This is a genomic window from Flagellimonas alvinocaridis (genome assembly GCF_004916895.1).
GTDB classification, from domain to species: Bacteria; Bacteroidota; Bacteroidia; order Flavobacteriales; family Flavobacteriaceae; genus Flagellimonas; species Flagellimonas alvinocaridis.
The window spans coordinates 661,622-686,290 of the sequence record NZ_SNTZ01000001.1 but is presented as its reverse complement, the minus strand read 5'-3'; the positions used below and the strand labels follow the sequence as shown (position 1 = coordinate 686,290).

22 protein-coding genes are annotated in these 24,669 nt (G+C 40.6%); 21 read left to right on the top strand and 1 reads right to left on the bottom strand.

Going from position 1 to position 24,669, the window contains the following annotated elements; translation table 11 throughout:
• The first annotated feature begins 1 nt into the window (after position 1).
• The 8 genes from EZV76_RS03045 to EZV76_RS03010 all read left to right on the top strand — a co-directional run bounded on the left by EZV76_RS03045 (position 2) and on the right by EZV76_RS03010 (position 9,485).
• On the top strand, positions 2–466 hold the full coding sequence (locus tag EZV76_RS03045) for a TRAP transporter small permease (RefSeq protein ID WP_136565102.1): 465 nt from the start codon (positions 2–4) through the stop codon (positions 464–466).
• Positions 466–1,770, top strand: coding sequence for a TRAP transporter large permease (locus EZV76_RS03040; protein ID WP_136565101.1), 1,305 nt, complete (start codon positions 466–468; stop codon positions 1,768–1,770). The genes EZV76_RS03045 and EZV76_RS03040 overlap by 1 nt, the downstream gene beginning before the upstream one ends.
• 10 nt (positions 1,771–1,780) lie before the next feature.
• Entirely contained in the window at positions 1,781–3,181 is a 1,401-nt protein-coding gene (locus EZV76_RS03035) for a 3-keto-disaccharide hydrolase (RefSeq protein ID WP_136565100.1), read from the top strand.
• 10 nt (positions 3,182–3,191) lie between these two features.
• Positions 3,192–4,523: a Gfo/Idh/MocA family protein gene (locus EZV76_RS03030; RefSeq protein WP_136565099.1), complete on the top strand. Its 1,332-nt coding sequence runs from the start codon at positions 3,192–3,194 to the stop codon at positions 4,521–4,523.
• A gap of 3 nt (positions 4,524–4,526) precedes the next feature.
• Positions 4,527–5,708, top strand: a complete 1,182-nt coding sequence (locus EZV76_RS03025) for a Gfo/Idh/MocA family protein (protein ID WP_136565098.1) — start codon at positions 4,527–4,529, stop codon at positions 5,706–5,708.
• Between the two features lie 142 nt (positions 5,709–5,850).
• Positions 5,851–6,816 carry a PIG-L deacetylase family protein gene (locus EZV76_RS03020; protein WP_136565097.1) on the top strand — a complete coding sequence of 322 codons (966 nt, stop codon included), beginning with the start codon at positions 5,851–5,853 and terminating at the stop codon, positions 6,814–6,816.
• Positions 6,817–7,051: 235 nt separating this feature from the next.
• Positions 7,052–8,290 carry a site-specific integrase gene (locus tag EZV76_RS03015; protein WP_136565096.1) on the top strand — a complete coding sequence of 413 codons (1,239 nt, stop codon included), beginning with the start codon at positions 7,052–7,054 and terminating at the stop codon, positions 8,288–8,290.
• Positions 8,291–8,306: 16 nt separating this feature from the next.
• Positions 8,307–9,485 (top strand): eukaryotic translation initiation factor eIF-2-beta/eIF-5 family protein, encoded by a 1,179-nt coding sequence (locus EZV76_RS03010; RefSeq protein ID WP_136565095.1) that lies wholly within the window; start codon positions 8,307–8,309, stop codon positions 9,483–9,485.
• 92 nt (positions 9,486–9,577) lie between these two features.
• On the opposite strand, the gene EZV76_RS03005 is transcribed toward EZV76_RS03010, so the two are convergent.
• Positions 9,578–11,131 (bottom strand): exodeoxyribonuclease X C-terminal domain-containing protein, encoded by a 1,554-nt coding sequence (locus EZV76_RS03005; RefSeq protein ID WP_136565094.1) that lies wholly within the window; start codon positions 11,129–11,131, stop codon positions 9,578–9,580.
• A gap of 428 nt (positions 11,132–11,559) precedes the next feature.
• Between EZV76_RS03005 and EZV76_RS03000 the strand changes: the two genes are divergently transcribed.
• From EZV76_RS03000 to EZV76_RS02940, 13 genes are all read left to right on the top strand, one after another.
• Positions 11,560–11,862, top strand: coding sequence for a helix-turn-helix domain-containing protein (locus EZV76_RS03000; protein ID WP_119647448.1), 303 nt, complete (start codon positions 11,560–11,562; stop codon positions 11,860–11,862).
• Positions 11,863–11,869: 7 nt separating this feature from the next.
• Complete coding sequence (locus EZV76_RS02995; protein WP_136565093.1) at positions 11,870–13,078, top strand: primase-helicase family protein; 1,209 nt, start codon at positions 11,870–11,872, stop codon at positions 13,076–13,078.
• A 205-nt stretch (positions 13,079–13,283) separates the two neighbouring features.
• Positions 13,284–14,186, top strand: a complete 903-nt coding sequence (locus EZV76_RS02990; RefSeq protein WP_136565092.1) for a DUF8464 domain-containing protein — start codon at positions 13,284–13,286, stop codon at positions 14,184–14,186.
• Between the two features lie 45 nt (positions 14,187–14,231).
• On the top strand, positions 14,232–14,528 hold the full coding sequence (mbpA, locus tag EZV76_RS02985; protein WP_136565091.1) for a mobilization protein MbpA: 297 nt from the start codon (positions 14,232–14,234) through the stop codon (positions 14,526–14,528).
• 5 nt (positions 14,529–14,533) lie between these two features.
• Positions 14,534–15,394, top strand: a complete 861-nt coding sequence (locus EZV76_RS02980) for a relaxase/mobilization nuclease domain-containing protein (RefSeq protein WP_236640844.1) — start codon at positions 14,534–14,536, stop codon at positions 15,392–15,394.
• 10 nt (positions 15,395–15,404) lie between these two features.
• Entirely contained in the window at positions 15,405–15,860 is a 456-nt protein-coding gene (locus EZV76_RS02975) for a DUF6730 family protein (RefSeq protein ID WP_136565089.1), read from the top strand.
• Positions 15,861–16,053: 193 nt separating this feature from the next.
• On the top strand, positions 16,054–16,845 hold the full coding sequence (locus tag EZV76_RS02970; RefSeq protein WP_136565088.1) for a type IV toxin-antitoxin system AbiEi family antitoxin domain-containing protein: 792 nt from the start codon (positions 16,054–16,056) through the stop codon (positions 16,843–16,845).
• Positions 16,842–17,633 carry a nucleotidyl transferase AbiEii/AbiGii toxin family protein gene (locus tag EZV76_RS02965; protein WP_136565087.1) on the top strand — a complete coding sequence of 264 codons (792 nt, stop codon included), beginning with the start codon at positions 16,842–16,844 and terminating at the stop codon, positions 17,631–17,633. Before EZV76_RS02970 ends, EZV76_RS02965 begins: the two co-directional genes overlap by 4 nt.
• Positions 17,634–17,641: 8 nt before the next feature.
• Positions 17,642–19,243 (top strand): type I restriction-modification system subunit M, encoded by a 1,602-nt coding sequence (locus EZV76_RS02960; protein ID WP_136565086.1) that lies wholly within the window; start codon positions 17,642–17,644, stop codon positions 19,241–19,243.
• Between the two features lies 1 nt (position 19,244).
• The gene (locus EZV76_RS02955) at positions 19,245–20,381 is read left to right on the top strand and encodes a restriction endonuclease subunit S (protein WP_136565085.1); all 1,137 of its coding nucleotides are present in this window, start codon (positions 19,245–19,247) and stop codon (positions 20,379–20,381) included.
• Positions 20,382–20,383: 2 nt separating this feature from the next.
• Positions 20,384–20,899, top strand: coding sequence for a hypothetical protein (locus EZV76_RS02950; protein ID WP_136565084.1), 516 nt, complete (start codon positions 20,384–20,386; stop codon positions 20,897–20,899).
• Positions 20,900–23,752 carry a type I restriction endonuclease subunit R gene (locus EZV76_RS02945; protein WP_136565083.1) on the top strand — a complete coding sequence of 951 codons (2,853 nt, stop codon included), beginning with the start codon at positions 20,900–20,902 and terminating at the stop codon, positions 23,750–23,752. It abuts the gene before it with no gap.
• 50 nt (positions 23,753–23,802) lie between these two features.
• Positions 23,803–24,642, top strand: a complete 840-nt coding sequence (locus EZV76_RS02940; RefSeq protein ID WP_136565082.1) for a hypothetical protein — start codon at positions 23,803–23,805, stop codon at positions 24,640–24,642.
• The last annotated feature ends 27 nt before the right edge of the window (positions 24,643–24,669 follow it).

Sequence of the window (24,669 nt, the reverse complement as noted above, 5' to 3'; positions counted from 1 at the left end):
TATGGGTTCCAAAAAGACCATAGATAACGTATTGGGCGGTGCATTGGTCATCATCATGTCTGCCATGGTCCTCAATGTGCTTTGGCAAGTTTTTACCCGTTTTGTGATGGGAACCCCAAGCTCGTTTACGGATGAATTGGCCCGATACCTCATGATCTGGGCCGGAATATTGGGAGCGGCCTATGTGGCTGGGAAAGATATGCATGTTGCCATTGACGTACTGCCCCAAAGGTTCAATAAAGCCACCCAAAAAAGACTATCGGCCGCAGTTAAAATTGCAGTAATCCTTTTTGCGATATCGGTTATGGTCATTGGAGGTATCCGTTTGGTCTACATAACTTTTGTATTGGAACAGTTGTCGCCCGCCCTTCAAATACCATTGGCCTATGTGTATTTGGTCATCCCCATAAGCGGACTACTCATCGTCTACTATAAAATTACGGACATTTTAAATAAAAGCGAATAATGGAATATTTCCCCGTTTTGGTGTTGCTGATTAGCTTTATTGGTCTTTTGGCCATAGGCGTTCCTGTGGCTTGGAGCATTTCCATTTCCGCTTTATTGACTATGTTGGTCAGCATTCCTTTTTTACCGGCAACGACCACCTTGGCCCAACGTATGGGCGTGGGCTTGGATAGTTTTGCCCTTTTGGCCATTCCTTTCTTTATCCTTGCCGGAAACTTAATGAACAAAGGGGGTATGGCCCATCGTTTGATTGCTTTTGCCAAGACCTTGGTGGGTGCGCTTCCCGGCGGACTTGCCTTGATCAATATAACGGCCGCCATGCTTATGGGAGCCATAGCAGGTTCGGCCATGGCATCAGCCTCTGCCATGGGCAGTATTTTGGGTCCTGAGATGGAAAAAGAGGGCTACTCCAAGGAATTTGGAGCCGCAGTGAACATTACTTCGGCCACTACGGGCCTGATCATCCCCCCCAGTAATATCCTGATTGTGTATTCCCTGGCCAGTGGAGGCGTTTCCATTGCTGCCTTGTTTTTGGCAGGCTATATCCCCGGCATTCTCGCCGGAGTGTTTTTGATGATCGTGGCCATGATATGGGCCAAAAAGAAAGGATATACCGGACACGCCAAAAAAGGCGATTCTGGTATTCTGGCAATCGTAAAGACCTTTGTGGACGCTTTCCCAAGTCTATTGTTATTGGTCATCGTTATCGGAGGTATTGTGGCAGGCATATTCACCGCTACGGAAGCGTCAGCCATTGCGGTGCTCTACTCTTTGATTCTAGGGTTTGTTTACAAGGAAATCTCCTTTAAAACCCTACCCAATATTTTATTGGATTCATCCGTGACCACGGCTATGGTGTTGTTGTTGATAGCGGCTTCCATTGGCATGTCATGGGCCATTTCCTATGAAAATATCCCCCAGGCCACTAGTGATGTCCTCTTGGGAATCAGTGACAATGTGATCGTGGTCCTGCTGATCATCAATGCCATTTTATTGTTTGTGGGCATCTTTATGGATATTACCCCGGCCGTCCTCATTTTCACCCCTATCTTCTTGCCTGTTGTCACCAAATTGGGCATTGATCCCATCCATTTTGGTATCATCATGATATTCAATCTATGTATTGGTCTGTGCACTCCGCCCGTAGGTTCCGTCCTCTTTGTGGGCGTAGGTGTGGCCAAAACCTCGATACAAAAAGTCATAAAGCCCCTTTTACCCTTGTTTTTGGCCATGATCGCTGCATTGTTGTTGATTACCTATGTCTCTCAACTGACTTTGTGGTTACCTAGCCTATTCGATGTATAAAAAAGAAAAAATGAATCATTTAAACTCTAGAAAAGTGAAGAATAACCAAAAAATCCTGAGTAGGATAACCGTACTGCTGACCTTGGCTTTAATAGCCAGTTGCGACCAAAAACCCAAGGATGATACCCCTTGGGTACCCCTGTTTGATGGAGAAAACCTCGAAGGGTGGACCGTAAAGGGAGGAACTGCCGAGTATTCGGTGGAAAATGGTGCCGTTGTGGGCACGACCAAACACAACACACCAAACACCTTCCTCACCACGGATGCCTTATATGGTGACTTTATCTTGGAGTTGGACTATTTGGTGGATTCTACCATGAACTCTGGCATCCAGATACGCAGTAACAGCATTCCAGAGTATCAGAACGGACGTGTCCATGGCTATCAAATTGAGATTGATCCTTCGGACCGAGCTTGGAGCGCAGGCATCTATGATGAGGGCCGAAGAGGATGGTTAAACCCCCTTACGGAAAACGAGGCTGCACAGAAAGCTTTCAAACAGAATGAATGGAACCACTATCGTATTGAAGCCATAGGTGATACCATAAAAACATGGATCAATGGGGTTCCTGCAGCCCATCTTGTTGATGATGCCACCGCTACAGGATTTATTGCCCTTCAAGTACACAGTATTGGTGAAAACCAAAAAGCGGGCACGGAGATTCAATGGAAAAACATCCGGATCGTAACCGAAAACCCTGAAAAATACGCAACGGAATCGCCCATACCGCCCATCACTACCAAAAATCAACTTATTGCAGAGGACAAGAAAAGCAATTGGGAAATGCTTTGGGACGGAGAGACCACGAATGGATGGCGTGGAGCCAAATTGGATCATTTTCCCGAGAAGGGATGGGTCATTGAAAACGGTGAGTTGACCGTGCTTTCCACAGGCGGTGGTGAATCCGAAGCCGGTGGGGACATCGTCACAGATAAACAGTATGACAATTTTGAGCTAAAACTGGAATTCAAGATAACTGAAGGAGCCAATAGCGGCATCAAATATTATGTGAACACGGACTTGAACAAGGGAGAAGGTTCCTCCATTGGATTGGAATTCCAAATTTTGGACGATGCCCGCCATCCCGATGCCAAACTTGGAAACCACGAAGGCAGCAGAACCTTGGCCTCACTATATGATCTGATCCAAGCCGACCCCAACAAATATGTAAAACCCATTGGGGAGTGGAACACGGCGCATATCAAATCCAATAACAACCATGTGGAGCATTGGCTCAACGGAATGAAGGTTTTGGAGTATGAGCGCAAAAGCGATGCCTATAGAAAATTGGTCTCGGAAAGCAAATATGTTACTTGGCCTCAATTTGGGGAGGCAGACAAAGGAAATATCTTACTGCAAGACCATGGGGACCGGGTCTCGTTCAGAAACATAAAAATCAAACAACTCTAAACATAACAGTATGGGAACGAGAAGAAATTTTATCAAAAAAACAACAGCAGGCACAACAGGTTTGGCCTTTGCAGGGGTTTTGATGCCCAACATGGGATTTTCCAGTATTCTAGGCGCGAATGATCGCTTGGGCGTAGCTGTAATCGGGGTTCGCAGTAGAGCCAAGGCCCATGTCATTGCCATCCACCAAGATGCCAATGCAAGGATTCTGTACAACTGTGATGTGGACGACACTATTATCGAGGAGCACAATGCGTGGTGCCAGAAGAATATCGGCTATATCCCCAAAGTGGAAAAGGATTTCAGAAAAATATTGGAGGACAAGGATGTGGATGCCGTGTTCATTGCCACGCCGGAACACTGGCATGCCCCTATGGCCATCATGGCCCTACAAGCTGGAAAACACGTTTATGTGGAAAAACCCTGTAGCCACAATCCTTACGAAAACGACCTTTTGGTGGCTGCCCAGAAAAAGTACGGGAAGAAAGTGCAGATGGGCAACCAGCAGCGTTCTGCCAAAACTTCGGCATCAGCAATTACCGATATCCGCAATGGGGTCATTGGAGAGGTCTATAAAGGAGAAGCCTATTATTCCAACAATAGGGGTTCCATTGGAAAAGGAAACAAAATAAGCGTTCCCAATACGTTGGATTGGGGACTGTGGCAGGGGCCAGCCCCAAAAGAGGACTACCGGGACAATGTACATCCATACAATTGGCACTGGTTCAGGACTTGGGGAACGGGTGAAATACACAACAATGGCACCCATGAAATTGATATTTGCCGCTGGGCTTTGGGAGTGGATCTACCCTCGACCGTAACCTCTTTTGGAGGAAAATATACCTATGATGATGATTGGGAGTTTGTGGACAACCAACAAGTGACCTATGCATTTCCCGGAGATAAGTTCATCACTTGGACAGGACACAGTCGAGGCATTATGAAACCGGAACGCCCGGGGAGAGGCGCCACCATTTATGGAAGCAAGGGAACCATCCAACTCGACAGAAATTTCTATAAGCTGTTCGATTTGGCAGGAAATCCCGTAAAACTTGAGTACGAGCGTTCACAAAGTGCCACCACCAATACTCAGGGGATTGGGGGATTGGATGTAGATCATGTGGCCAATTTTTTCAATGCCATCAGAAAAGATGAATCATTGAACTCTGACATCAATGATGCCAGTGTCTCCACGATGCTTTGCCATTTAGGCAATATGGCGCAAGATGCAGGGCATACCTTGGAGGTCGACATCAAAACCGGAAAAGTGCTCAATGACAATGCTATTATGGAGAAAAGCTGGAAACGGGAATACGCAAAAGGATGGGAACCTAAATTGTAACCTATGAAACGAAGAGATTTTGTTGCAAAGACGGGAATGGCCGTAGCGGGAATATCCGCAATACAAGCGTCTCCCTTATATACTTCAAAAAATGATGTGGTCCGTATTGGTGTTATTGGAACGGGCTCTAGGGGTGGAGGCCTTATTCCCCATATCAACAGTATTCAAGGCCTTGAAGTGGCGGCGTGTTGCGATGTGTTGCCCTTTAGACTGGAAAAGGGATTGGCCAAAGTTGAAGGCAAAGCAACCCCATATTCCGACTACAGGGCCCTTTTGGACAATTCTGCCATTGATGCCGTCTTGATCGCTACCCCCTTGAGTGAACATGCCCATATTGCCATTGATGCACTTGATGCAGGAAAACACGTGTATTGTGAAAAGACCATGGTAAAAGGATATACCGCCATACAAAATGTGGTCAAAAAAGCATCGGAATCAAGGACGGTTTTTCAGACCGGTCACCAATACCACAGCTCCCGGCTATATACCCATGTGGTGGACTTGATAAAAAACGGGAAAATTGGGAAAATTGCCGCCATTGAATGCCAATGGAATCGAAATGGCAATTGGCGAAGACCCGTGCCAAGACCTGAGTACGAAAGAGCCATAAATTGGCGCATGTACCAAGAGTTCTCTGGAGGATTATTGGCCGAATTGTGTTCCCATCAACTCGATTTTGCCAACTGGTTACTCGAGGCCGAACCCATAAAGGTTATGGGAGATGGGGGTATAGACTACTGGAAAGATGGTCGTGAGACTTATGACAATGTCCATATGATCTACACCTACCCCAATGGAGTCCGGGCCAAGTATACATGCCTTACCAGCAACTCCAAGGACGATTACCTCATCAAAGTAATGGGTGATAAAGGCACCATCACCATTGACTACACCAAAGCTTGGTTTTATCCTGAAAAAAAGGAGCAATACCGAGAAGTTGGGGAAGTTGATGGGGTTTCCGGGGCCACTATCAAATGGGATCAAAGCAAGGGCATTCCCATTGAAGTGGAACATTTGGACCCCAGCAAACAGGCATTGTTGGATTTCAAAAACAATATTTTGGACAACACAATACCAAAATCAAATGTAATCAGTGGAGCCAAAGCAGCCATATGCGTCCAAATGGGATTGGATGCTTTACATAAAAAGGAAATCATCCCATGGAATTCAAATATTCTCCCATAGGTTTAAAAAGCCTATGACTTAGAAAAGGTTGGTTATAATTTCTTTGTTTCCAGCAAAGCCAATAACGTTACAAATTGCGTGAGGCGTGTATTGGCCTGAACTGGTTATTTCCTTATTTTTAGGTAATAACCAAACCAAAATTATGAAACGAAGATCTTTTCTTAACAGTAGCATGGCCTTACCCTTTCTTCATGTGGGCTTAGGCGGTAGGACTTTTGTGGACGAAGAGACCATGGTCATTGAAAAGTCCCAAAAAGGACGCCCCCATGAGGGCAAGGTACTGGCCGCAATCCAACCCCATTCCGATGACGTTCCTTTGTTTGCCGGAGGCACAGTGGCAAAACTCATCAATGAAGGCTATACGGGTTATCTCATCCGAACCACAAATGATGATCATGCGGGAAAGGGAGATACTTTTGGCGAGCTTATTGGCAATAATGAACGCGATAATGAGGCCGTTGCCAAGGCTTTGGGCCTGAAAAAAACGTATGATCTTCATTATCGCAACCATAGAATGGATAATATTAGCCCCGTTGAACTCAGGGCAAGGTTGGTTTTTTTGATCAGAATGTTGAAAATTGATACCATCATCACCTATGACCCATGGGGCCACTATGAAGAAAACCCGGACCATTATGTTACGGCCAGGGCTGTCGAGGCCGCGAGGTGGATGGCAGGAGGGGGAAGGGATTATCCCGAACACTTGGATGCGGGAATCCAACCGCATTTGGTCAAGGAACTCTATTATTTTGCCCGCGGTCCCCAACTCGTAAACCGGATTGTGGATATTTCCGATCATATAGATACCAAGGTGGACGCCAATAGGGTAAACATTACACAAGGGCCCGCCGGGGAAAACGGTTCAAGATTAAGGGAGCGCCTTCTCAAGGAAGGAAAGAAGCTGGATATTCTTGGAAATGATGCGGAAACAGCCAACCGAAACTACATCAAACATTTTGTGCTGGATATTGACTCCAAACGACTGAGGGGAACCCCTTCGGACAAAGAATTGGGCAGTCAATTTAATTGCGAATATGCCGAAGCTTTCCATTATCGCGGTCCCGAACATTCAAATTTGGATGACTATATTCAAAAACATGCCTATTAAAAAACCCTTCCAAATCAATGACCTGAAAGGGTTTTTATGTGGTCCCACCTGGAGTATTTTTTTTCTTCCCCGTTTTATAATCGCCTAACATTCCGTATCTTATGCTATATAAGGGCTGAGAAGAATGAAGGTGAATCAAATTTAGCATTTTATTTGTGCTTGTTTGCCCCCTGTTTTGCCCCCCTTTTTAATCAATTTAATCCATGCAAATACAAACAACACTAATCTCCATTAAATGCAATTAACCTTCTCCACACGAAACGATAAGCGAAACAAAGATGGAACCTTACCCGTCAGGGCAACAATCACCTTTAAAGGGATAAGAATCAGAAAAAATATTGCAGGAGTAAAAGTATTGCCTAGACATTGGAAAAACCAACGGATAAAATCCAATACACAAAAAGAAGACTATAACAACCATATCGAATTCAACCAAAAACTCGATGAGTTTAGGGAAAAAGTGTTTACCGTATTTCGGTACCTCCATTTGAACAATATCCCTTTTAGTGCCGAATTGGTAGAAGAGAAACTGGATGATGGGTCATTCGGGTCAAATTCACTGGCTCCAAAATTTTTTGAAAGCTTCGATGAGTTCATTGAAACCAGCCGAACCATAAAAGCTCATGGCACCATAAAAAAATACAACACCGTGACAGGATTCTTAAAGGATTTTCAAAACGAAGTTTCCTACCAATTACGCTTCGATAATATAAATATGGACTTCTATGAGAAATTCAGGGACTATTGTTTCAAGGATCGTAAAACCTTGAACAATTACTTCGGAAAACTGGTGTCTATACTTAAAACCTTTATGAACTGGGCATATGAGCGAGGATATCACGATAATCTGGAATTTAAAAAATTCCGAAGAACTGAGGACAACATTGAGGTAATCTATCTGACGATGGATGAATTGATGGCTTTGTACCGATTCGATTTTAAATCCAAAAGATATTCCCAGATAAGGGACATATATTGCTTTGGGTGCTTTACAGGCTTACGCTTTAGTGACATCATGAACCTTAAATCTTCAAATGTCTTTTCAGATCATTTGAAAATCACTATTGTAAAAACGAAGACCATTGACCAAAAAATCCCCTTGAACAAATATGCCTTAGAAATTTTGGAACGCTACAAGGGAACAATATATGAGCCTCTTCCCACTATTTCAAATCAGAAATTCAATGAGTATATAAAAGAGTGTTGTTCAAAAGCCAAAATAAATACCCAAATCACTATTACTAGATACATAGGGCAGAAACGAATCGATAAAACCATGGCCAAACATGACCTGATTACCAGCCACACGGCCAGAAAGACATTTGTTACCAATAGTTTGGTCCTTGGCATGAAGGAAATGGTGGTCAGAAACATTACTGGACACAAGGATGAAGCTTCCTTTAAACGCTATGTCGATATAGCCGAAGACTTTAAACAGAAGGAAATGGACAACACCTGGAATCTTGTGCAATAAGAAAACATTAAATGATATGACATCTTCCTATGACTATATTGCCCATAAAATACTTGCCAAGAACAAGTATACCTTGTTCTTGACCCTGCCGATAGTTTTTATAGCCCTATTGCTCTATTTGGGCATTTCACTCTGGGAATTGGTAACTTTCCCCGGGGCCAATCTGGAAAAATTCATAGTGGCCTTCCTTTTCATAAGCTTTGGTTGGGTTCTTTTTATTTATTTCAGCGGTATCCTTAAAGCTCCAAAAGATTTTAATGTCGTCAAATACTCCAATTGTTCAATGTCCCTTTATCAAGCTTTGGACGAAACAGAAAAAAGGATGTTTCACAAATACCTGATCAAATCCATAAGGGAGAACGATATGGGCTTTGATAGCTATATGTGCGCATTTGAAACTTACCCAAAAATCACAAGAACACTCATCCAAAATCTTTCCTCCAAAAAGTTCAAAATCCGGTTGTTATCGGAACTCACTTTTGAAAGACTAAACAGTGAAATCAAAAATCAAAAAAATAAATCACAATGGATCCGTTCATTTTTCAGTTATAAGATTGCCGTGGAAAGAGCATTGGCCATAACGATGGAGAATGCGAGCGATGCTTCGGTTCTAAATTCCATGAATGAGATACACAAAGCGTTGGCAATAAACATCAATATTGGCAGCAATGGTGTAATCTTGGATGCCAAAGGTTTGAAGGCAATGTTAATCGATATAAATCAAAATGTCACTTCTGTTAATCTGGAAAATAGGATTATCCTGAACGGTAGAATCACCCAAAAGCAGTTTGCCCTTGTTCTTGATTCTTATTGTAAAAGATACTTACTAAATTTAAACGCCAAAAAATTTACGGCCTGTTACACTGGATTTTCAGATTACGCCCCTGACAAATATAATTTGAGGAATATCTTTCATCCTTACTATACCGAATTGTCCCAAGATGAAGTTTTAACCTTCATTGCCTTACTAAGGTACTTGATTATCAAAGGCGTTATCATAAGTTCTACAACAGAGAATTCACACCACAAATTGACTAGAATCTTGGAAATATTCACTGAAAGTAATGGATTTTCCCGGCAAACATGGAGAAAGAACTTTTCGGAAGAGTATCAATTTAAAAGAACATTGCCCAAAAATGTGCAAATTGAGGTCAACTCTTCCATCAATAGGCTCCTCCCTCCCTTAAAAAGTTAAATAAAAACTTGTGTGATGTTTTCAGTTTTAATTTCAGCATCATTCAACGCCTGATGCTTGATAAAACGGTCAACCCCCACCTCTTAATAAAACTAGACTCTGTCCCAAAATTCTGGTGATTGTTGATCCATGTCTAAAGAATCATTGTAGAAATCACTTGTGTTGTTAATGTTAAAATCACCGTCATGGTCAACATTGTGTTCCTCCCAATAATTATCAGGTTTCCGATTATAGTAAAACTGGGACTTTAATAAATTGTTCAAAACTGCTTCTTCGAGTAAAGGATTGTTTTCATTAATGCTTGCAAACAATCGTATCAAGGTTTTATTATACAGGAAAAAATGGTCCAAATTGATAATACACCAGAGGATATATTCAGCATCCTTGTATATTATTTCCTCTAATATTTCTCCTTTATATTTCCCGAATTTTATTAAATCATCTTCATAGTACTCTTTAATATTTTTTACACTTCTATATTCTTGGGTGTAAAAAGAAAGTTTAGGGTCGTATTTAGTAGATGACGCCAATTCCATAAGCTCCTCTAATCTCTTATAAATAGGATGTATTGTGTCAATCTGAATTTCTCCATGCTTTAATTTAACTTTAGCAGACAGGTATTTTCTGATATGAGATTTCTCAATTTCAGAAATCACTTGTTCATACCATTCTATTGATTTTTTATAATCCTTTAAATCATAAAAATCGCTGGCCTTTTGGAGTTTTCTCGCTATTTCTATTTTATTTATTCTTTTTATTTGATTTCTGGCATATTCTGACTCCTCAATCTTAGAAGAAGAAACAATTTCATACATGTGTATCGATTCTTTAATTTCTCCCATATGCTCTAGGATTTCAGCTATCAAAAGATTAAACAACCTTTCTGAAGGAAAGAGATTTAACCCTTTTTTTGAGTATTTTAAGGCTGCTTTATAATCCTGGAGACCTATCAGTATTTTAGAATAATAATAATATGACCACTTATCATTAAATCTTGAAATCGCAAGTTGGGCATATTCTTTTGCTCGTTCATACTCCCTGGTCCATAAATATGTTCTATAAATGTACCTATAGGCATGGGGAAAATTATTGTTTAAATCAATTGCTGCTAAAAAGCTATGAATTGCCTCATTAAATTTATTGCAATTGCCTTGTGCTTGCCCCAAAGCAAAATAATTATTAGCGCTTGGGTTCATATTCACTGCCTTATGAGCGTACTCTAAACAAGAGTGCTTGTTCAATTTAGATTTGCTTTTGAACTCTGCTTTAGATGCTAAAGAATAACACAAATCATCATTATCCTTTAAATCTATTGCCTTTTTTAAATGATAAATAGCTGAAGTTTTATCCTCGTTCGCTCTAAACAAAACAATCTTTGGAGCAGGTTCATATATGTCCGAATACAATTTTAAAAATCCACAAGCAAGATTGTATTCGAAACTATTCCCGTCAAAAAATAGAGAATTAATTATTTTTAGATGTTTTTCTAGAGTTTCCTGGTGTCCTTCTATAAAACAGTCACAAGATATTTTCTTAAAAAGTAAGCGTATATTAAACAAGTAGGTTTCCAAATCTCCCTTGTTTATAGCTATATCTGCCTCGGCCAGTATTTGATTCAGTATTTTTTCCACCCTTGGAACTTCCATTTGTCTATCAATCAATTAAGGTATAAAATAATTTTGTTGCGTTATGCCAATTAAAGCTCCCTAGCCCTTCAAATAATCAATGTATCATGATGAAAATGACCGTCAAAATCTCCACAGTATGGTTCAGTCCAAATTGACAAGAATATTTGGAAATTTTCACCGAAGCTAATGGATTTTCTCAGGAAACCAGGAGGTAATTTTTACGGTAGGGCGTCAATTTAAAAGAACATTACCCAAAAATGTTCAAATAGTGGTCAACTCTTCCATCAATAGTCCCCACTCTCCCCTACAAACGTAAATCAAAACTTATATGGCTGATTTTCAATACACAAAAACCGCTTACCCAGTTCATCAGGCAATCTGATTTAGCCTAATGTTACACCTAGTTTAGCCGATGAATTGATTGTTTCATTAAAATCTTCTAAACTATGTCAAATCCCATTCTATACGGCTTTACAAAAAAAGACCTTGAAAACACCATCGAATTGGTAATCAAAAGGCTCCAAAGAACAAACCTCGCCAATGAATCGGTGATCCATTCAGAGGAGGACCGTCTAACCCAAAAGGAAGCTGCTAAATTCTTGGGGCGATCTGAACAGTGCCTTATCAAATGGAAGAAAAAGAATTTGATTCCCTATTACCAAATTGGGAATTCAATTTTCTATTCCAAAAAGGAACTATTGGAATGCGCGAGAAAAAATGGAAAGTTCCGTCGTGTATCAACAAAATGAGAGTGATATGTCGAAAAATATTCCATATGTCCGCATTGGCACGTCTTTCTATAAAATCGTGAAGTATCCCACCATATCCGGACATTTCAACGAGCAGTTGGTGCCATGGAACGAGCACATCATCAAGCAGGACCATGGCAAGGACTATTTGGGAAAGGTCTCAAAATATGACGGGTTCGCCTGTATTCCCTGTCATGTTGACTTCAAAAAGGAGCACCATGGTTTCTACAATACCTATTCCCCTTTAACGCACAAACCGAAAGAGGGAAGTATTAAAAGGACACAGACCTTTTTGAAGCATATCTTCGGAAACCAGCTGGAATTGGGACTGGACTATTTGAAGCTTCTTTACCAAAGACCAGTGCAGGTGCTCCCCATCCTTTGTCTGGTTTCCACCGAAAGGAACACTGGGAAAAGCACATTTCTCAAATGGCTCAAGGAAATCTTCGGAAACAACCTGACCTACCTGACCAATGACAGCTTTGCAAGCCAGTTCAATGCAGACTGGGCCAACAAACTGCTGATATGCATTGACGAGGTACTGTTCAACAAGGAGGAGCTCACTGAGCGCATCAAATATCTGAGTACCACCAACCGGAACAAACTGGAGGCAAAGGGCAAGGACAAACGGGAAGTGGAGTTTTTCGGCAAGTTCATCCTTTGTAGTAACAACGAGGACAGTTTTATCAAGATCGATGCCCATGAGACCAGGTTCTGGGTGCGGAAAATCCCATCCCTTAAAAAAGAGGACACCGATTTCTTGGACCAGTTGGCCCAGGAAGTGCCCGCTTTTTTGCATTTCCTTTCAAAAAAGGAATACAATTCAAATCAAAGAACTCGAATGTGGTTCACAGCTAAACAGGTTTACACACCTGCATTAAAGAAGTTGGTGAACAACAACCGGAACCGGGTGGAGAAGGAACTGGCCAGTCTACTGCTCAGCGCCATGGAAAAGTTCGAGATGGACTCGGTGGACCTTTGTCCCATCGATGCGCTTCACATGCTCAACCGAACACGGGTCAAGACCGACCTGACCCAACTGAGGCGGTTGCTGAAAAACGATTGGAAACTGGAGAACCAGCCCAATTCCAACAAGTACCAAAAGATTACCATCTGGAACAACGGTGAGATCAACACCGAGGACGCCAAGGGCAGGTACTTTACCATAAAAAAGAATTTTTTGGTCAAAAATTTTGATGATTTGATGACAGATTGATAGAAGCCCAGTGTTTATAAGGGTTCAGGCTGTCATCACTTTGTCATCATTCTGTCATCAAAATAAAAAATGATGACAGGGACATTGAAGAAAAAAACAAAAGTGATGAAACGATGACAAGATGATGACGGGGCAACCACCAGTATTTATAGGACCTTCCAAAGGTCTGTCATCAAATCATCAAAAATCGATTAAAAACTGAACCATGAAAGAAAAGAGATTGGACTGCGAAAAAGCCCGCAACATTGACCTCGTTTCCACGCTGGCCAAGTCGGGGCACTTTCCAGTCCGGAAAACGGAAAAAGAAGCTTGGTTCCTCAGCCCGTTCCGGATCGAGACCCAAGCCTCTTTCAAGGTGTCGTTGAAGAAGAATTACTGGATAGACTTCGGGACCTTCGAGGGGGGCAGCACCATAGACCTGGTCATGAAAATGGAGAACTGTTCCGTAAAGGAGGCATTGGAAAGATTATCGGGTCCTATGGACCATTATTCTTTTCATCAGCAGCCGAATCCAACCGAAACGGAACATAGAGGCAACCCGATTCAAATCATCCAGGAAATGGAGATCGAACACAGGGCGCTGCAAAACTATCTGCGGTCCAGAAAGATATCGGCCGGAACTGTAAAGAAATTCTGCAAGGAAATCCACTATAAAATAAGTGGTCGGAAATATTTTGCCATCGGGCTCCAAAACAGGTCCGGGGGCTGGGAACTGCGGAACAGATATTGGAAAGGCTCCACTTCGCCAAAGGATGTTTCATTTATGCAGAATGCTTCCAAAAAGTTGGCTTTGGTCGAGGGGATGTTCGATATGCTTACCCTAATGGAACTGAGGCCAGAAATCAGAAACAGCCATGACCTTTTGATATTGAACACCACGGCCTTTGTAAAAAGGATGATCACTGAAATAGGGGGATATGATAGTGTGGAGCTGTTTCTTGATAGGGACAAAACGGGACTTGGGATGACAGAACTTTTATTGGAAAAGTGTACGAACAGTAGGGATTTGTCCTTCCTCTATGAAGGTTTCAAGGATATGAACGAATGGATGGTAAAAAGCGCTAAGGATGAAATTCGGCAACGAATTCAAGATGTGTCATTGTCATGACAAATCTTGCTTTTGCTCCCGAAGGTCGCAAAAGATGATGTGAAAATGAAGAAAGAGTTCGTCCAGTTCCGGTGCTCGGTCTACGAGAAAAAACTGCTGAGGGTCAAGGCCCGGAAGAGCGGACTTTCCATCAGTGAGTACTGCCGACGTGCGGCCTTCGAAGACCGTATCGTGGAGCGGATGACGGACGAACAGATAGAGGCCTATAAGCTTTTGGTCAAATACCAACGGAACTTCAGACTGATTACCAACATGTTCCGTAAGCGGAACCCCAAGTTGGCAGAGGAAACGGCCCAATTGGCCAAAGAAATACGACAACACCTTTTAAACTTCAAGAAATGATAGGCATGGGAAAATCCATATCGCATACGGCAGCCTCCATGAGCTATGGGATGAACCAGGAGAAAGAAGCCGAAATCATCCACAGCCAATATCTAGCCGGGGAGACCCCAAGGGAGATTACCGAGGAGTTCAGGATCATCCAAGAGCAGAACGAACTGTGCAGGAAGAATACACTCAGTTTTGTGCTGAGCCCTACCATTGAGGACGGCAAAAAATTGGAAAAAGAGCAACTTAAGGAAATGACCGAACGGTTCCTTAAGGAAATGAGGCTGAGGGAGCATCAGGCCGTGGCATTTGTCCATAGGGACAAGGAACATGTGCACGTCCACCTGTATGCGAACCGTATAAGCTTTGAGGGAAAGGCCTACAATGACAGTTTCATCGGAAAGCGAAGCCAACAGATAGCCGAGCGGGTGGCCAGACAGATGGAACTTACCACGGTAAGGGAGGCACAGCAGGAAAAACTGTACCGGATGCAGGAGCTCCGATCTGAAATACAGCGGATCCATGAAAAGGTCATGGCCCAGGAACGGCCAAGGGATTTTGACCAGTACATCAAATCCATGGAACAGAACCGCGTAAAGGTCATCCCGAGCATCAACAGACAGAACCAATTGCAGGGCTTCCGTTTTGAGTACAAGGGAACCAACCTCAAGGGAAGTGAGGTCCACCGTTCCATGTCCATGGGAAGGATAGCGGGCCAAATGAACTTTGAGAAAGAAAGGGCACAAAGAATTGCCAAGGACAAGAGCATGGAACTTTTGGGTAGGACAGTGAATGTCCCAATGAGTTTCACCAAGACCATCATAAAGAAAACCATCAAGCTGGCCATAAAAGTGGTCAGGGACACTGGAATAGGAATCTAAACAGAACATCATGGCAAAACTGGATGAAATAGCGGAACTGTTGACCGAGGAGATCAACGGGTTTGAGAAGAGCATCGGCCGTTTGGAAAGGGTACGTGAAAATTTACAGAACCTTCCGTTAAGGCCTGACACCACTGAGATCAGCGCACTTCTAAAAGAATACAGTAACGATCAAAAGAAGACCATTGAGGAACAGCAAAGACTGATGCAAAGGATCCTTCACAAGGTGGAGAAATCAATTCAATTGCCAAGTTGGGCCATAAAACTGTCCTGGGGTTTGTTGGTGTGTATCCTTTTGGTGCTAGGGTTTTCAATCTATCAGGTATCAAGGATATCAAAGAAAGAAGAGGCTGCATATATCAAAGGGCGGGACAGTGCGCTGGGACATTATAATGCATTCCTTGATGGGAGCCCACAGGCAAAGGAACTCTACCAAAAATGGTTGGAAGAAAAAGGCAAAAAGTAGGACAGCGCCCTATCCTATTTTTGATAAACGCTTTTCTTCCCGAACGCTACAAAAATAGGACAGGATCCATGCGCTGAAGTTGGAGGTAAGATTTGGGTTTTATCTAAGCTGAAACTCTAATTCTGAATAGACTTAGCATATATTTGTTTGCAATTAACTACATTTATCATAAATTTACGCAAACAGATTTGAGGTGATAGGCCACGATATTTCAGACTATTTATATGAAATCCAAGCTCAAGGCAGGTATGCTGTTAGTCTGCAAGAACTTAGGGAACGCTTTGGTCCCAACGAAAAGGCGATTGCCCAAAAACTACATCGTTTAAAAAAGGAGAACGAACTTGCCCAGATTCGTAAAGAATTTTATGTAATCGTCCCTCCTCAATATTCCCATCAGGGAATATTGCCCACTACTTATTATTTGGATGATATGATGAATTTCCTAAATAGGGAATACTATCTTGGTTTATACTCCGCTGCTGCACTTCATGGCGCAGGACACCAACAGCCGATGCAATCGCAGATTATAATTAAAAAACCCGCCCTAAGGGACATAAAAGCCAAAAATCAACATCTAGAATTTTTTACCAAAGGTTCTTGGAAGAGTGATTGGTTGGAGCAAAAGAAAACCGATGCCGGATACGTCTTAGTCTCAACCCCTGAATTGACTGCTGTTGATTTAGTGCATTATCATAAGCAAATAGGAGGGTTAAACAGAGTGATTCCGGTTCTAGAAGAACTAAGCGAGAATTTTAAGTCGTCAAGAATTTTAGCTATTGCCAAGGAATCATCCCTACCCACCATACAGCGATTGGGCTATCTATTGGAGCAGTTGTCAGAAACTAAACTTGTAGATAATCTGTCCACTTTTTTGAGGGCAAATAAAACCAATACGGCTCCATTATCATTATCCCACAAGAACAAAAGTGGTTTTACGGATGATAAATGGAACTTGATCATTAATACTGAAATGGATTTTTCATGATACCAAGGAGATATATTACGGAATGGAAAGCAAATGCCCCATGGCCAACAGATGCACAAGTGGAACAGGACTTAGTCATAGAACGCGCTTTGGTAGCTTTGTTTTCGGACCCTTTTTTAAAGGAGCATGTAGCGTTTCGTGGTGGTACGGCCTTACATAAAATCTATTTGAAACCCCAGGCCCGTTATTCCGAGGATATTGATTTAGTACAGATAAAAGACGGCCCAATTAAGCCAATTTTACAAGCTATTGGAAAGCAGCTTGACTTTTTGGGAACCAAAAGAAACATTAAGCAGAATGTCAACATGAATACGGCAACCTATCGCTTTGAATCTGAAATCCCCCCAGTTGTCAACATGCGGTTGAAGATTGAAATCAACACTCGTGAACATTTTACAGTCATGGGCTATACCGAGTTGGAACATAGTATGGAGAACGGATGGTTTTCCGGAAATTGTGCCATGAATTCCTTTTCTATTGAGGAGTTGTTGGCCACGAAACTGCGGGCATTGTATCAACGTAGAAAAGGACGGGATCTGTTTGACTTGTACCATGCTACAAGCCTACTGGATGTTGACACAGATAAATTAATATTTATATACAAACACTATATGGATTTCTCAAGAGGGCAATCACCAACACAAAAACAGTTCTTGTTGAATATGGATGAAAAAGTAGAAGATTCTGATTTCGGCGGGGACATCTATGCGCTGTTAAGACCTGGCATTGAATACGATCAAAGAAACGCTTACGAAATCATCAAAGACCAACTAATCTCAAAAGTATAGAACTACGAATGTCGGAAGAACAGAAAAAACAGCTTCAAAAACAATTATGGGCCATAGCCAACCTTCTAAGGGGCAAAATGGATGCAGATGACTATAGAAACTACATCTTGGGGTTCATCTTTTTTAAATACCTGTCTGAAAAACTACATATTTATGCCAACCGAATTCTGGAAAATGATCCCTATAATTTTGTCGAAATCGATGAAGAGACGGAAGAAGGGAAGAAATACCTTGAAGCCGTCCAGAAATCGTGTGTCAAAGAATTGGGCTACTTTCTTAAACCGTCAGAATTATTCACTTCTATTGCCAAAAAAGGAAGCAACCTTACCAATGTAGAAACGAATGACAATGATGAGGCCACACAATATTTCATTATTGAAGACCTAGAACGTATTCTAATCAATATTGAACAGAGTACCATGGGAACGGAATCGGAAGATGATTTTATAAGTCTTTTTGAAGATTTGGACCTAACATCTTCCAAACTGGGAAACTCATTAAAAGCCAAGAACGAGGTTATTGCGAAGATTCTCACCAAGTTGGATGCAATCGATTTTCATCTGGAAGATACGGAAAGTGATGTGTTGGGGGATGCCTATGAATATCTTATTGGGGAATTCGCTTCAAGGGCGGGTAAAAAGGCTGGGGAATTTTATACCCCTCAAGAAGTATCCACTATTTTGGCCCGCATTGTCACCACTAGAAAAAAGCGTATAAAGTCGGTTTACGACCCCACTTGTGGTAGCGGTTCCTTACTGTTGCGGGTTGCACGGGAAGTAGATGATGTGGGTTTTTTTTACGGACAGGAATTAAACCGTACAACCTATAATCTAGCACGTATGAACATGATTTTGCACGATGTGCATTATTCAAAGTTCGATATTAAACAGGAAGATACTTTGGAAGAGCCGCAGCATATGGATATGGAGTTAAGTGCCGAAGCCATTGTTGCCAACCCACCTTTTTCGGCCAAATGGAGTGCCAAAAACATCTTTAATACCGACGATCGCTTCAGCCAGTACGGAAGGCTAGCCCCCAAAAGCAAAGCTGACTTTGCCTTTGTGCAACACATGATTCATCATCTGGATGAGAACGGCATCATGGCAACGGTTCTACCTCATGGTGTTCTGTTTAGGGGGGGCGCTGAAGCCCATATACGCAGGTACTTGATTGAGGACAGAAATTACATCGATGCGGTTATTGGGCTACCGGCAAATATATTTTTTGGTACAAGTATCCCTACTTGCATTTTGGTAATTAAAAAATGTAGGGAAGAAAATGAGGACGTATTATTTATCGATGCCAGTAATGAATTTGAAAAACAAGGCAAGGACAATAAACTTTTACCGGCACATATCGATAATATTGTCGATACATATACCAACCGAGAGGTCATAGAAAAATATAGTTATAGAGCTACATTACAAGAGATTGCCAATAATGATTACAATTTGAACATACCTCGTTATGTGGACACCTTTGAGGTGGAAGACCCCATTGACATTACCGCCGTGGCAAAGGAGCTACAGCTCTTGGACACTTATATACAACAGACCGATACTGAGATAGCCGATTTTTGTAATGAGTTGAATATTGAAACACCTTTTTAATATGGGAAAACTGCTAAAACCTAAATTAAGATTTCCTGAGTTTCAAAATAATTGGGAACAAAGAAAAATAAATTCTTTAGGAGTATTTCTCGGTGGAGGAACTCCAATTACTAATAATAAGGATTTCTGGAATGGAGAAGTACCTTGGATTTCTAGTTCAGATATTCTTGAAGAATCAATTCATTTAATAAAAAAAACTCGATTCATCTCTGAGAAAGCTATTAAGGAATCCGCCACAAAAATTATTCCCAAAGGAAGTGTTTTAATTGTTTCAAGAGTGGGAATAGGCAAATTCGCAGTAGCTGATGAAGATTTGTGCACCAGTCAAGATTTTACAAATCTTGATTGTACCGAAAATTCTTATTTTATTGCTTATTATTTTAAAGCAAGATCAAATCGGTTTAGAAGATTAAGTCAAGGTACATCTATCCAAGGCTTCACGGCAAAAGATATCAAAACCTTAAAATTTGCCTGCCCAAAACTTCCAGAGCAACAAAAAATCGCCTCCTTTCTATCCGCAGTAGATGACAAAATAACTCAACTCATCAAAAAGAAGGCATTGGTGGAACAATATAAAAAGGGGGTGATGCAGCAGTTTTTTAGTCAGGAAATAAGATTTAAAGATGATGACGGGAAGGATTATCCGGAATGGCAATCAAAACACCTAGGAGAAGTTTTGAAAATAGGCAGTGGTAGAGATTACAAGCATCTTGGTGATGGTGCAATTCCAGTATTTGGCTCAGGCGGAATAATGACTAAGGTGAATGAATTTATTTATGATGGAGAAAGTGTTGGGATTGGCAGAAAAGGAACCATCGATAAACCAATTTTTTTGACAGGCAAATTCTGGACTGTTGATACATTGTTCTTTACCCATTCGTTTCGAAAGGTGTTACCCAAATTTATCTACTACATTTTCAATACAATTAATTGGTATAGATATAATGAAGCATCTGGAGTTCCAAGTTTATCAAAAAAAACTATTGAAAATATTTCTGTAAAAATCCCCTGTATCCAAGAACAATCGAAGATCACCAATTTTCTTTCTGCCTTAGATGAAAGAATTATACAAGTAGATTACCAAATAGAAAAAACTACCGTCTATAAAAAAGGGTTGTTGCAGCAAATGTTTGTATAAAGATGAGCAAAGATGTTTTTCTAATTAATGAGTTCTGGATGCTAAGCGTCATGGGTGCTTTTCAGCGTGCCAATCTTTACCGCCCAAGTATTCTGGAAATAGAAAAAGTTTATTTTAGAAAAATGCTTAAAGAATATTTGGACAACATGATTAATACCATATATCAAAACCCTGTTGGCGAAGAGGAGCACATTGGGAACATCAAAAGAATTAGTCATCATACAGAGGTCAATAGAGAAATTTTAAAAAATGGCAAACTGATTTTTGGAGTCAGTCAAAAATTGTTGAACCTTTATTTAAAATATCATTGGTGTGCTGGTTGGATACCCGAACCGCCTCATTTCCCAGTGGATAGCATCATTCAAAGAAAGCTGAATTTAACAGTAATTCCTTGGACAAAAATGACCGACGACCTTGACTATCGGAGCATAATTGAAAGCGCAAAGAAGAGTTTAAAAAAACACAATTGTACAAGTCTTGCGGAACTAGAACTTTTGCTATTTGAAAGAAATACCTAGATGACCACACAACCAGAGCAAGTATTAGAAACTAATTTAGTCAACCAGCTGGTCGGATTGGGCCACAAATCGGTTGTGATAAAAACCGAGGATGACTTATTACGAAATCTAAAGATACAACTGGAAAAACATAACAAAACAACATTTACCGACAGCGAATTCGATAGGATATTAATGCATCTAACCAAGGGAAGTATTTTTGATAAGGCTAAAACGCTTCGGGACAAATTTGTATTGATAAAGGACAATGGCGATAAAAAGTATATCGAATTCCTCAATCAAGACTTTTGGTGTCAAAACCAATTTCAGGTCACTAATCAAATTACCATAAATGGGAAACGGGAAAATCGCTACGATGTCACATTGCTAGTAAATGGCTTTCCATTGGTACAGATAGAGCTAAAACGCAGAGGCATTGAGCTTAAGGAGGCTTTCAATCAAATTCAACGCTATCAAAAGGAGTCCTTTCTGTCCAACAACGCCCTGTTCAATTATGTGCAGATTTTTGTCATTAGCAATGGAGTAGATACCAAATATTACGCCAATAATCAAAAGCAGAGCTTCAAGTTCACCAGTTATTGGAGCAAAGAGAACAACACCAAAATTACCCAACTGGATAAGTTTGCGGGTATTTTTCTAGAACCGTGCCATATTGCAAAGATGATTGCCAAATATATCGTGTTACATGAAAGCGATAAGATATTAATGGTATTACGGCCCTATCAATATCATGCGGTAGAGGCAATCATCGACAGGGTAAAGAATAGTTCAAAGAATGGCTACATCTGGCATACCACGGGATCAGGAAAAACACTTACCTCTTTTAAGGCAAGCCAGATTATCACCAACAATCCTAAGATTAAAAAAGTTGTTTTTGTAGTTGACAGGCAGGACCTAGATGACCAAACCGTCCGAGAATTCCGTGCTTTTGATAAAGACAGTATTGATGGGACGGAAAACACCAAAATGTTGGTCAATCAATTTTTAGACCCAAACAGACCATTAATTGTAACAACCATCCAAAAACTCAACAGCGCTATTTCTAAAGCAAAGTTTAGAAGGCAGATAGAGGAGCTAAAGGATGAAAAAATTGTATTCATATTTGATGAATGCCATCGTTCTCAGTTTGGCGACACTCATAGGCGTATTGTAAATTTCTTTACCAATCATCAGCTATTTGGTTTTACCGGTACTCCCATATTTGTAAAAAACGCCATAAGTAAGAAAAGTGTAAAGCAGACCACTGCAAATCTGTTCGATGATTGTTTGCACCAATACGTAATTACAGATGCCATAAGGGACGAGAATGTTTTGAAATTCTCCATAGAGTATTATAACGTTTTCAAATCTAAAATAGGGATAGAAGACATTAAAGTGGAGGACATAGATAAAACCGAGGTTTATGAAAGTGATGATTACATAGAATCGATTGTTGATTATATTATTGCGAACCATAACCGTAAGACTCACAATAGAACCTTTACCGCTATCTTATGTGTCAGCAGCGTTGACATTTTGATAAAGTATTATGACCTTTTCAGGTCGAAAAAGAGAACTGGCAACCACAGTTTGAATATTGCCACTATATTTTCCTATGCCCCAAATCAAGAGGATAAACTGGCCAACGGGGAAATTCCCGAAGAAGATTTCCCGGATATGATGATGGCCGCCGAACCATCGGCTCATTATGGTAACATTCCACATAAAGATAAATTGGATGAATGTATTGAAGATTATAACCAACAATATGGCACAAAACACTCGGCAAAAGATGGAAACACCTTTTTGAATTACAAGAAAGATATTTCCAAACGGGTAAAAAACAAGCAGATAGATATTCTTTTGGTTGTAAATATGTTTTTGACTGGTTTTGATAGCAAGTCCCTGAATACGCTTTATATAGATAAAAACCTTAACTATCATGGTTTGATTCAGGCCTATTCACGTACCAATAGAATATTGAACGAAAAGAAATCCCAGGGAAATATCTTGGCCTTCCGTAACCTTAAACAAAACACGGATGATGCCATTGCCCTATTCTCGGATAAGAATGCAAAAGAAACTATTACCATAGATCCCTATGAAGAACAAGTAAAAAAGTTCAATAAGGCCTATAAACAGTTAATGGCAATCACACCCACGGTTGACAGTGTCAACGATTTAGAGACAGAAGAGGATGAACTTGCTTTTGCAAAGGCCTTCAGGGAAATCATGCGCCTTAAAAATATACTTTCTACGTTCACGGAATTTACTTTTGACGACACATATATGCAGGAGCAGGAATTTGCAGACTATTCTAGTAAATATTTGGACCTGTACGATAAAATCAAAACTGACAATCTTAAAGAATCCGTTTCTATCTTAAATGAAATCGATTTTGAATTGGAACTCATCCATAGGGATGAAATAAACGTAGCCTATATCATGAGGCTATTGGCCAAATTAAAGGAAGCAAAACCACAGGACCAGGCCAAACAGAAAAAACAGATTATTGATCTGATTGCAGGAGAAGCCGAACTAAGAAGTAAACGGGAATTGATTGAAAAATTTATCCAAAATAATTTGCCAAAAATAAACGAGGCCGAGGATGTAGAGAATGTTTTTAAATCATATTGGGCCGAAGAAACCAAGAGGGCGTTGGAGGATTTAAGCAACACTGAGGCCCTCCAAAAAGATAAAGTGGAAGATATCATTAATGACTATCTGTTTACAGGTAGAATGGCCACTGAGGACGAAGTGATAGAAACATTGAAGATACAACCGAGTGTATTGCAGCGTGAATCCATCAGCAATCGGGTAACTACAAAAATTATGGACTTTATCAAGACCTTTATTAATGGAGTGGATAATTAGACGATTAGATACAAGAATTACTAAATAGGATTATCCTTGGAGGAATTATAATGGACGATAAAATAGTATTAAGTATTAAGCACAATGTTAGCACCAATTTTTCAGGTATTAAGAAGCTATTTGACTTTCATAAAGAAGCATCGCAATACTATAATGAAACCATCTATATTGACTTTTACCACTTAGATTGGTTTGATGCAAATTTAAGTGCTCTGTTTGGTAGTATTTTAGCAAAATTAAAGAAGGAGAACAACCTAAATTTTTCAACAGACTTAAAGTTTTTAGAGGAACATTTCAATGTTTTGTTTAGAAATGGATTTCTAAGGTCAGAAGGAACTAACAATGATCTGCAAGAATCAACAGTTTCATTTAGAAGCTTTGACCTTAACGATAAAGGAGGTTTCATTGATTATGTCGAAAATGAGCTATTGGCCCATCGTGGGATGCCTAGTCTCAAGATTGAAGAAAAGGATAACATAATGTCCTCGCTAGTAGAAGTATATTGTAATATACAGGAGCATTCAAAATCAATAGAGCCTTTTTATGTTTGTGGGCAGTACTTCCCAAAACAAGGAATTTTAGCTTTTTCAATGGTAGATTTGGGAGTTGGCTTTCTCCCTGCCATTGAAAATAAAACAAAAGGGGAAATTGATAATAGCTATGATGCGATAAAGTGGGCCTTGGAAAAAAGAAATACAACTAGACAAGGAGCCCCAGGCGGATTAGGTTTATTTGACTTAAATGCATACTTTAACAGAACTAAAGGTAATTTCCAAATCATAACTGGAGATACTTTTTGGAGTTTAGACATGGAAAATACGGTATTGAAAAAATTTAGTTTTCCAAATCCCTACGCCGGGTCTATATTAAACTTGTTTTTCAAGCGTTAATGAGGTATATTTGCAAATCCTTATTTG

Excerpts from the sequence above, each read along its gene's own strand:
- EZV76_RS03045 (WP_136565102.1), top strand. The coding sequence starts at position 2 with ATGGGTTCCAAAAAGACCATAGATAACGTATTGGGCGGTGCATTGGTC.
- EZV76_RS03040 (WP_136565101.1), top strand. The coding sequence starts at position 466 with ATGGAATATTTCCCCGTTTTGGTGTTGCTGATTAGCTTTATTGGTCTT.
- EZV76_RS03035 (WP_136565100.1), top strand. The coding sequence starts at position 1,781 with ATGAATCATTTAAACTCTAGAAAAGTGAAGAATAACCAAAAAATCCTG.
- EZV76_RS03030 (WP_136565099.1), top strand. The coding sequence starts at position 3,192 with ATGGGAACGAGAAGAAATTTTATCAAAAAAACAACAGCAGGCACAACA.
- EZV76_RS03025 (WP_136565098.1), top strand. The coding sequence starts at position 4,527 with ATGAAACGAAGAGATTTTGTTGCAAAGACGGGAATGGCCGTAGCGGGA.
- EZV76_RS03020 (WP_136565097.1), top strand. The coding sequence starts at position 5,851 with ATGAAACGAAGATCTTTTCTTAACAGTAGCATGGCCTTACCCTTTCTT.
- EZV76_RS03015 (WP_136565096.1), top strand. The coding sequence starts at position 7,052 with ATGCAATTAACCTTCTCCACACGAAACGATAAGCGAAACAAAGATGGA.
- EZV76_RS03010 (WP_136565095.1), top strand. The coding sequence starts at position 8,307 with ATGACATCTTCCTATGACTATATTGCCCATAAAATACTTGCCAAGAAC.
- EZV76_RS03005 (WP_136565094.1), bottom strand. The coding sequence starts at position 11,131 with ATGGAAGTTCCAAGGGTGGAAAAAATACTGAATCAAATACTGGCCGAG.
- EZV76_RS03000 (WP_119647448.1), top strand. The coding sequence starts at position 11,560 with ATGTCAAATCCCATTCTATACGGCTTTACAAAAAAAGACCTTGAAAAC.
- EZV76_RS02995 (WP_136565093.1), top strand. The coding sequence starts at position 11,870 with ATGTCGAAAAATATTCCATATGTCCGCATTGGCACGTCTTTCTATAAA.
- EZV76_RS02990 (WP_136565092.1), top strand. The coding sequence starts at position 13,284 with ATGAAAGAAAAGAGATTGGACTGCGAAAAAGCCCGCAACATTGACCTC.
- mbpA (WP_136565091.1), top strand. The coding sequence starts at position 14,232 with ATGAAGAAAGAGTTCGTCCAGTTCCGGTGCTCGGTCTACGAGAAAAAA.
- EZV76_RS02980 (WP_236640844.1), top strand. The coding sequence starts at position 14,534 with ATGGGAAAATCCATATCGCATACGGCAGCCTCCATGAGCTATGGGATG.
- EZV76_RS02975 (WP_136565089.1), top strand. The coding sequence starts at position 15,405 with ATGGCAAAACTGGATGAAATAGCGGAACTGTTGACCGAGGAGATCAAC.
- EZV76_RS02965 (WP_136565087.1), top strand. The coding sequence starts at position 16,842 with ATGATACCAAGGAGATATATTACGGAATGGAAAGCAAATGCCCCATGG.
- EZV76_RS02960 (WP_136565086.1), top strand. The coding sequence starts at position 17,642 with ATGTCGGAAGAACAGAAAAAACAGCTTCAAAAACAATTATGGGCCATA.
- EZV76_RS02955 (WP_136565085.1), top strand. The coding sequence starts at position 19,245 with ATGGGAAAACTGCTAAAACCTAAATTAAGATTTCCTGAGTTTCAAAAT.
- EZV76_RS02950 (WP_136565084.1), top strand. The coding sequence starts at position 20,384 with ATGAGCAAAGATGTTTTTCTAATTAATGAGTTCTGGATGCTAAGCGTC.
- EZV76_RS02945 (WP_136565083.1), top strand. The coding sequence starts at position 20,900 with ATGACCACACAACCAGAGCAAGTATTAGAAACTAATTTAGTCAACCAG.
- EZV76_RS02940 (WP_136565082.1), top strand. The coding sequence starts at position 23,803 with ATGGACGATAAAATAGTATTAAGTATTAAGCACAATGTTAGCACCAAT.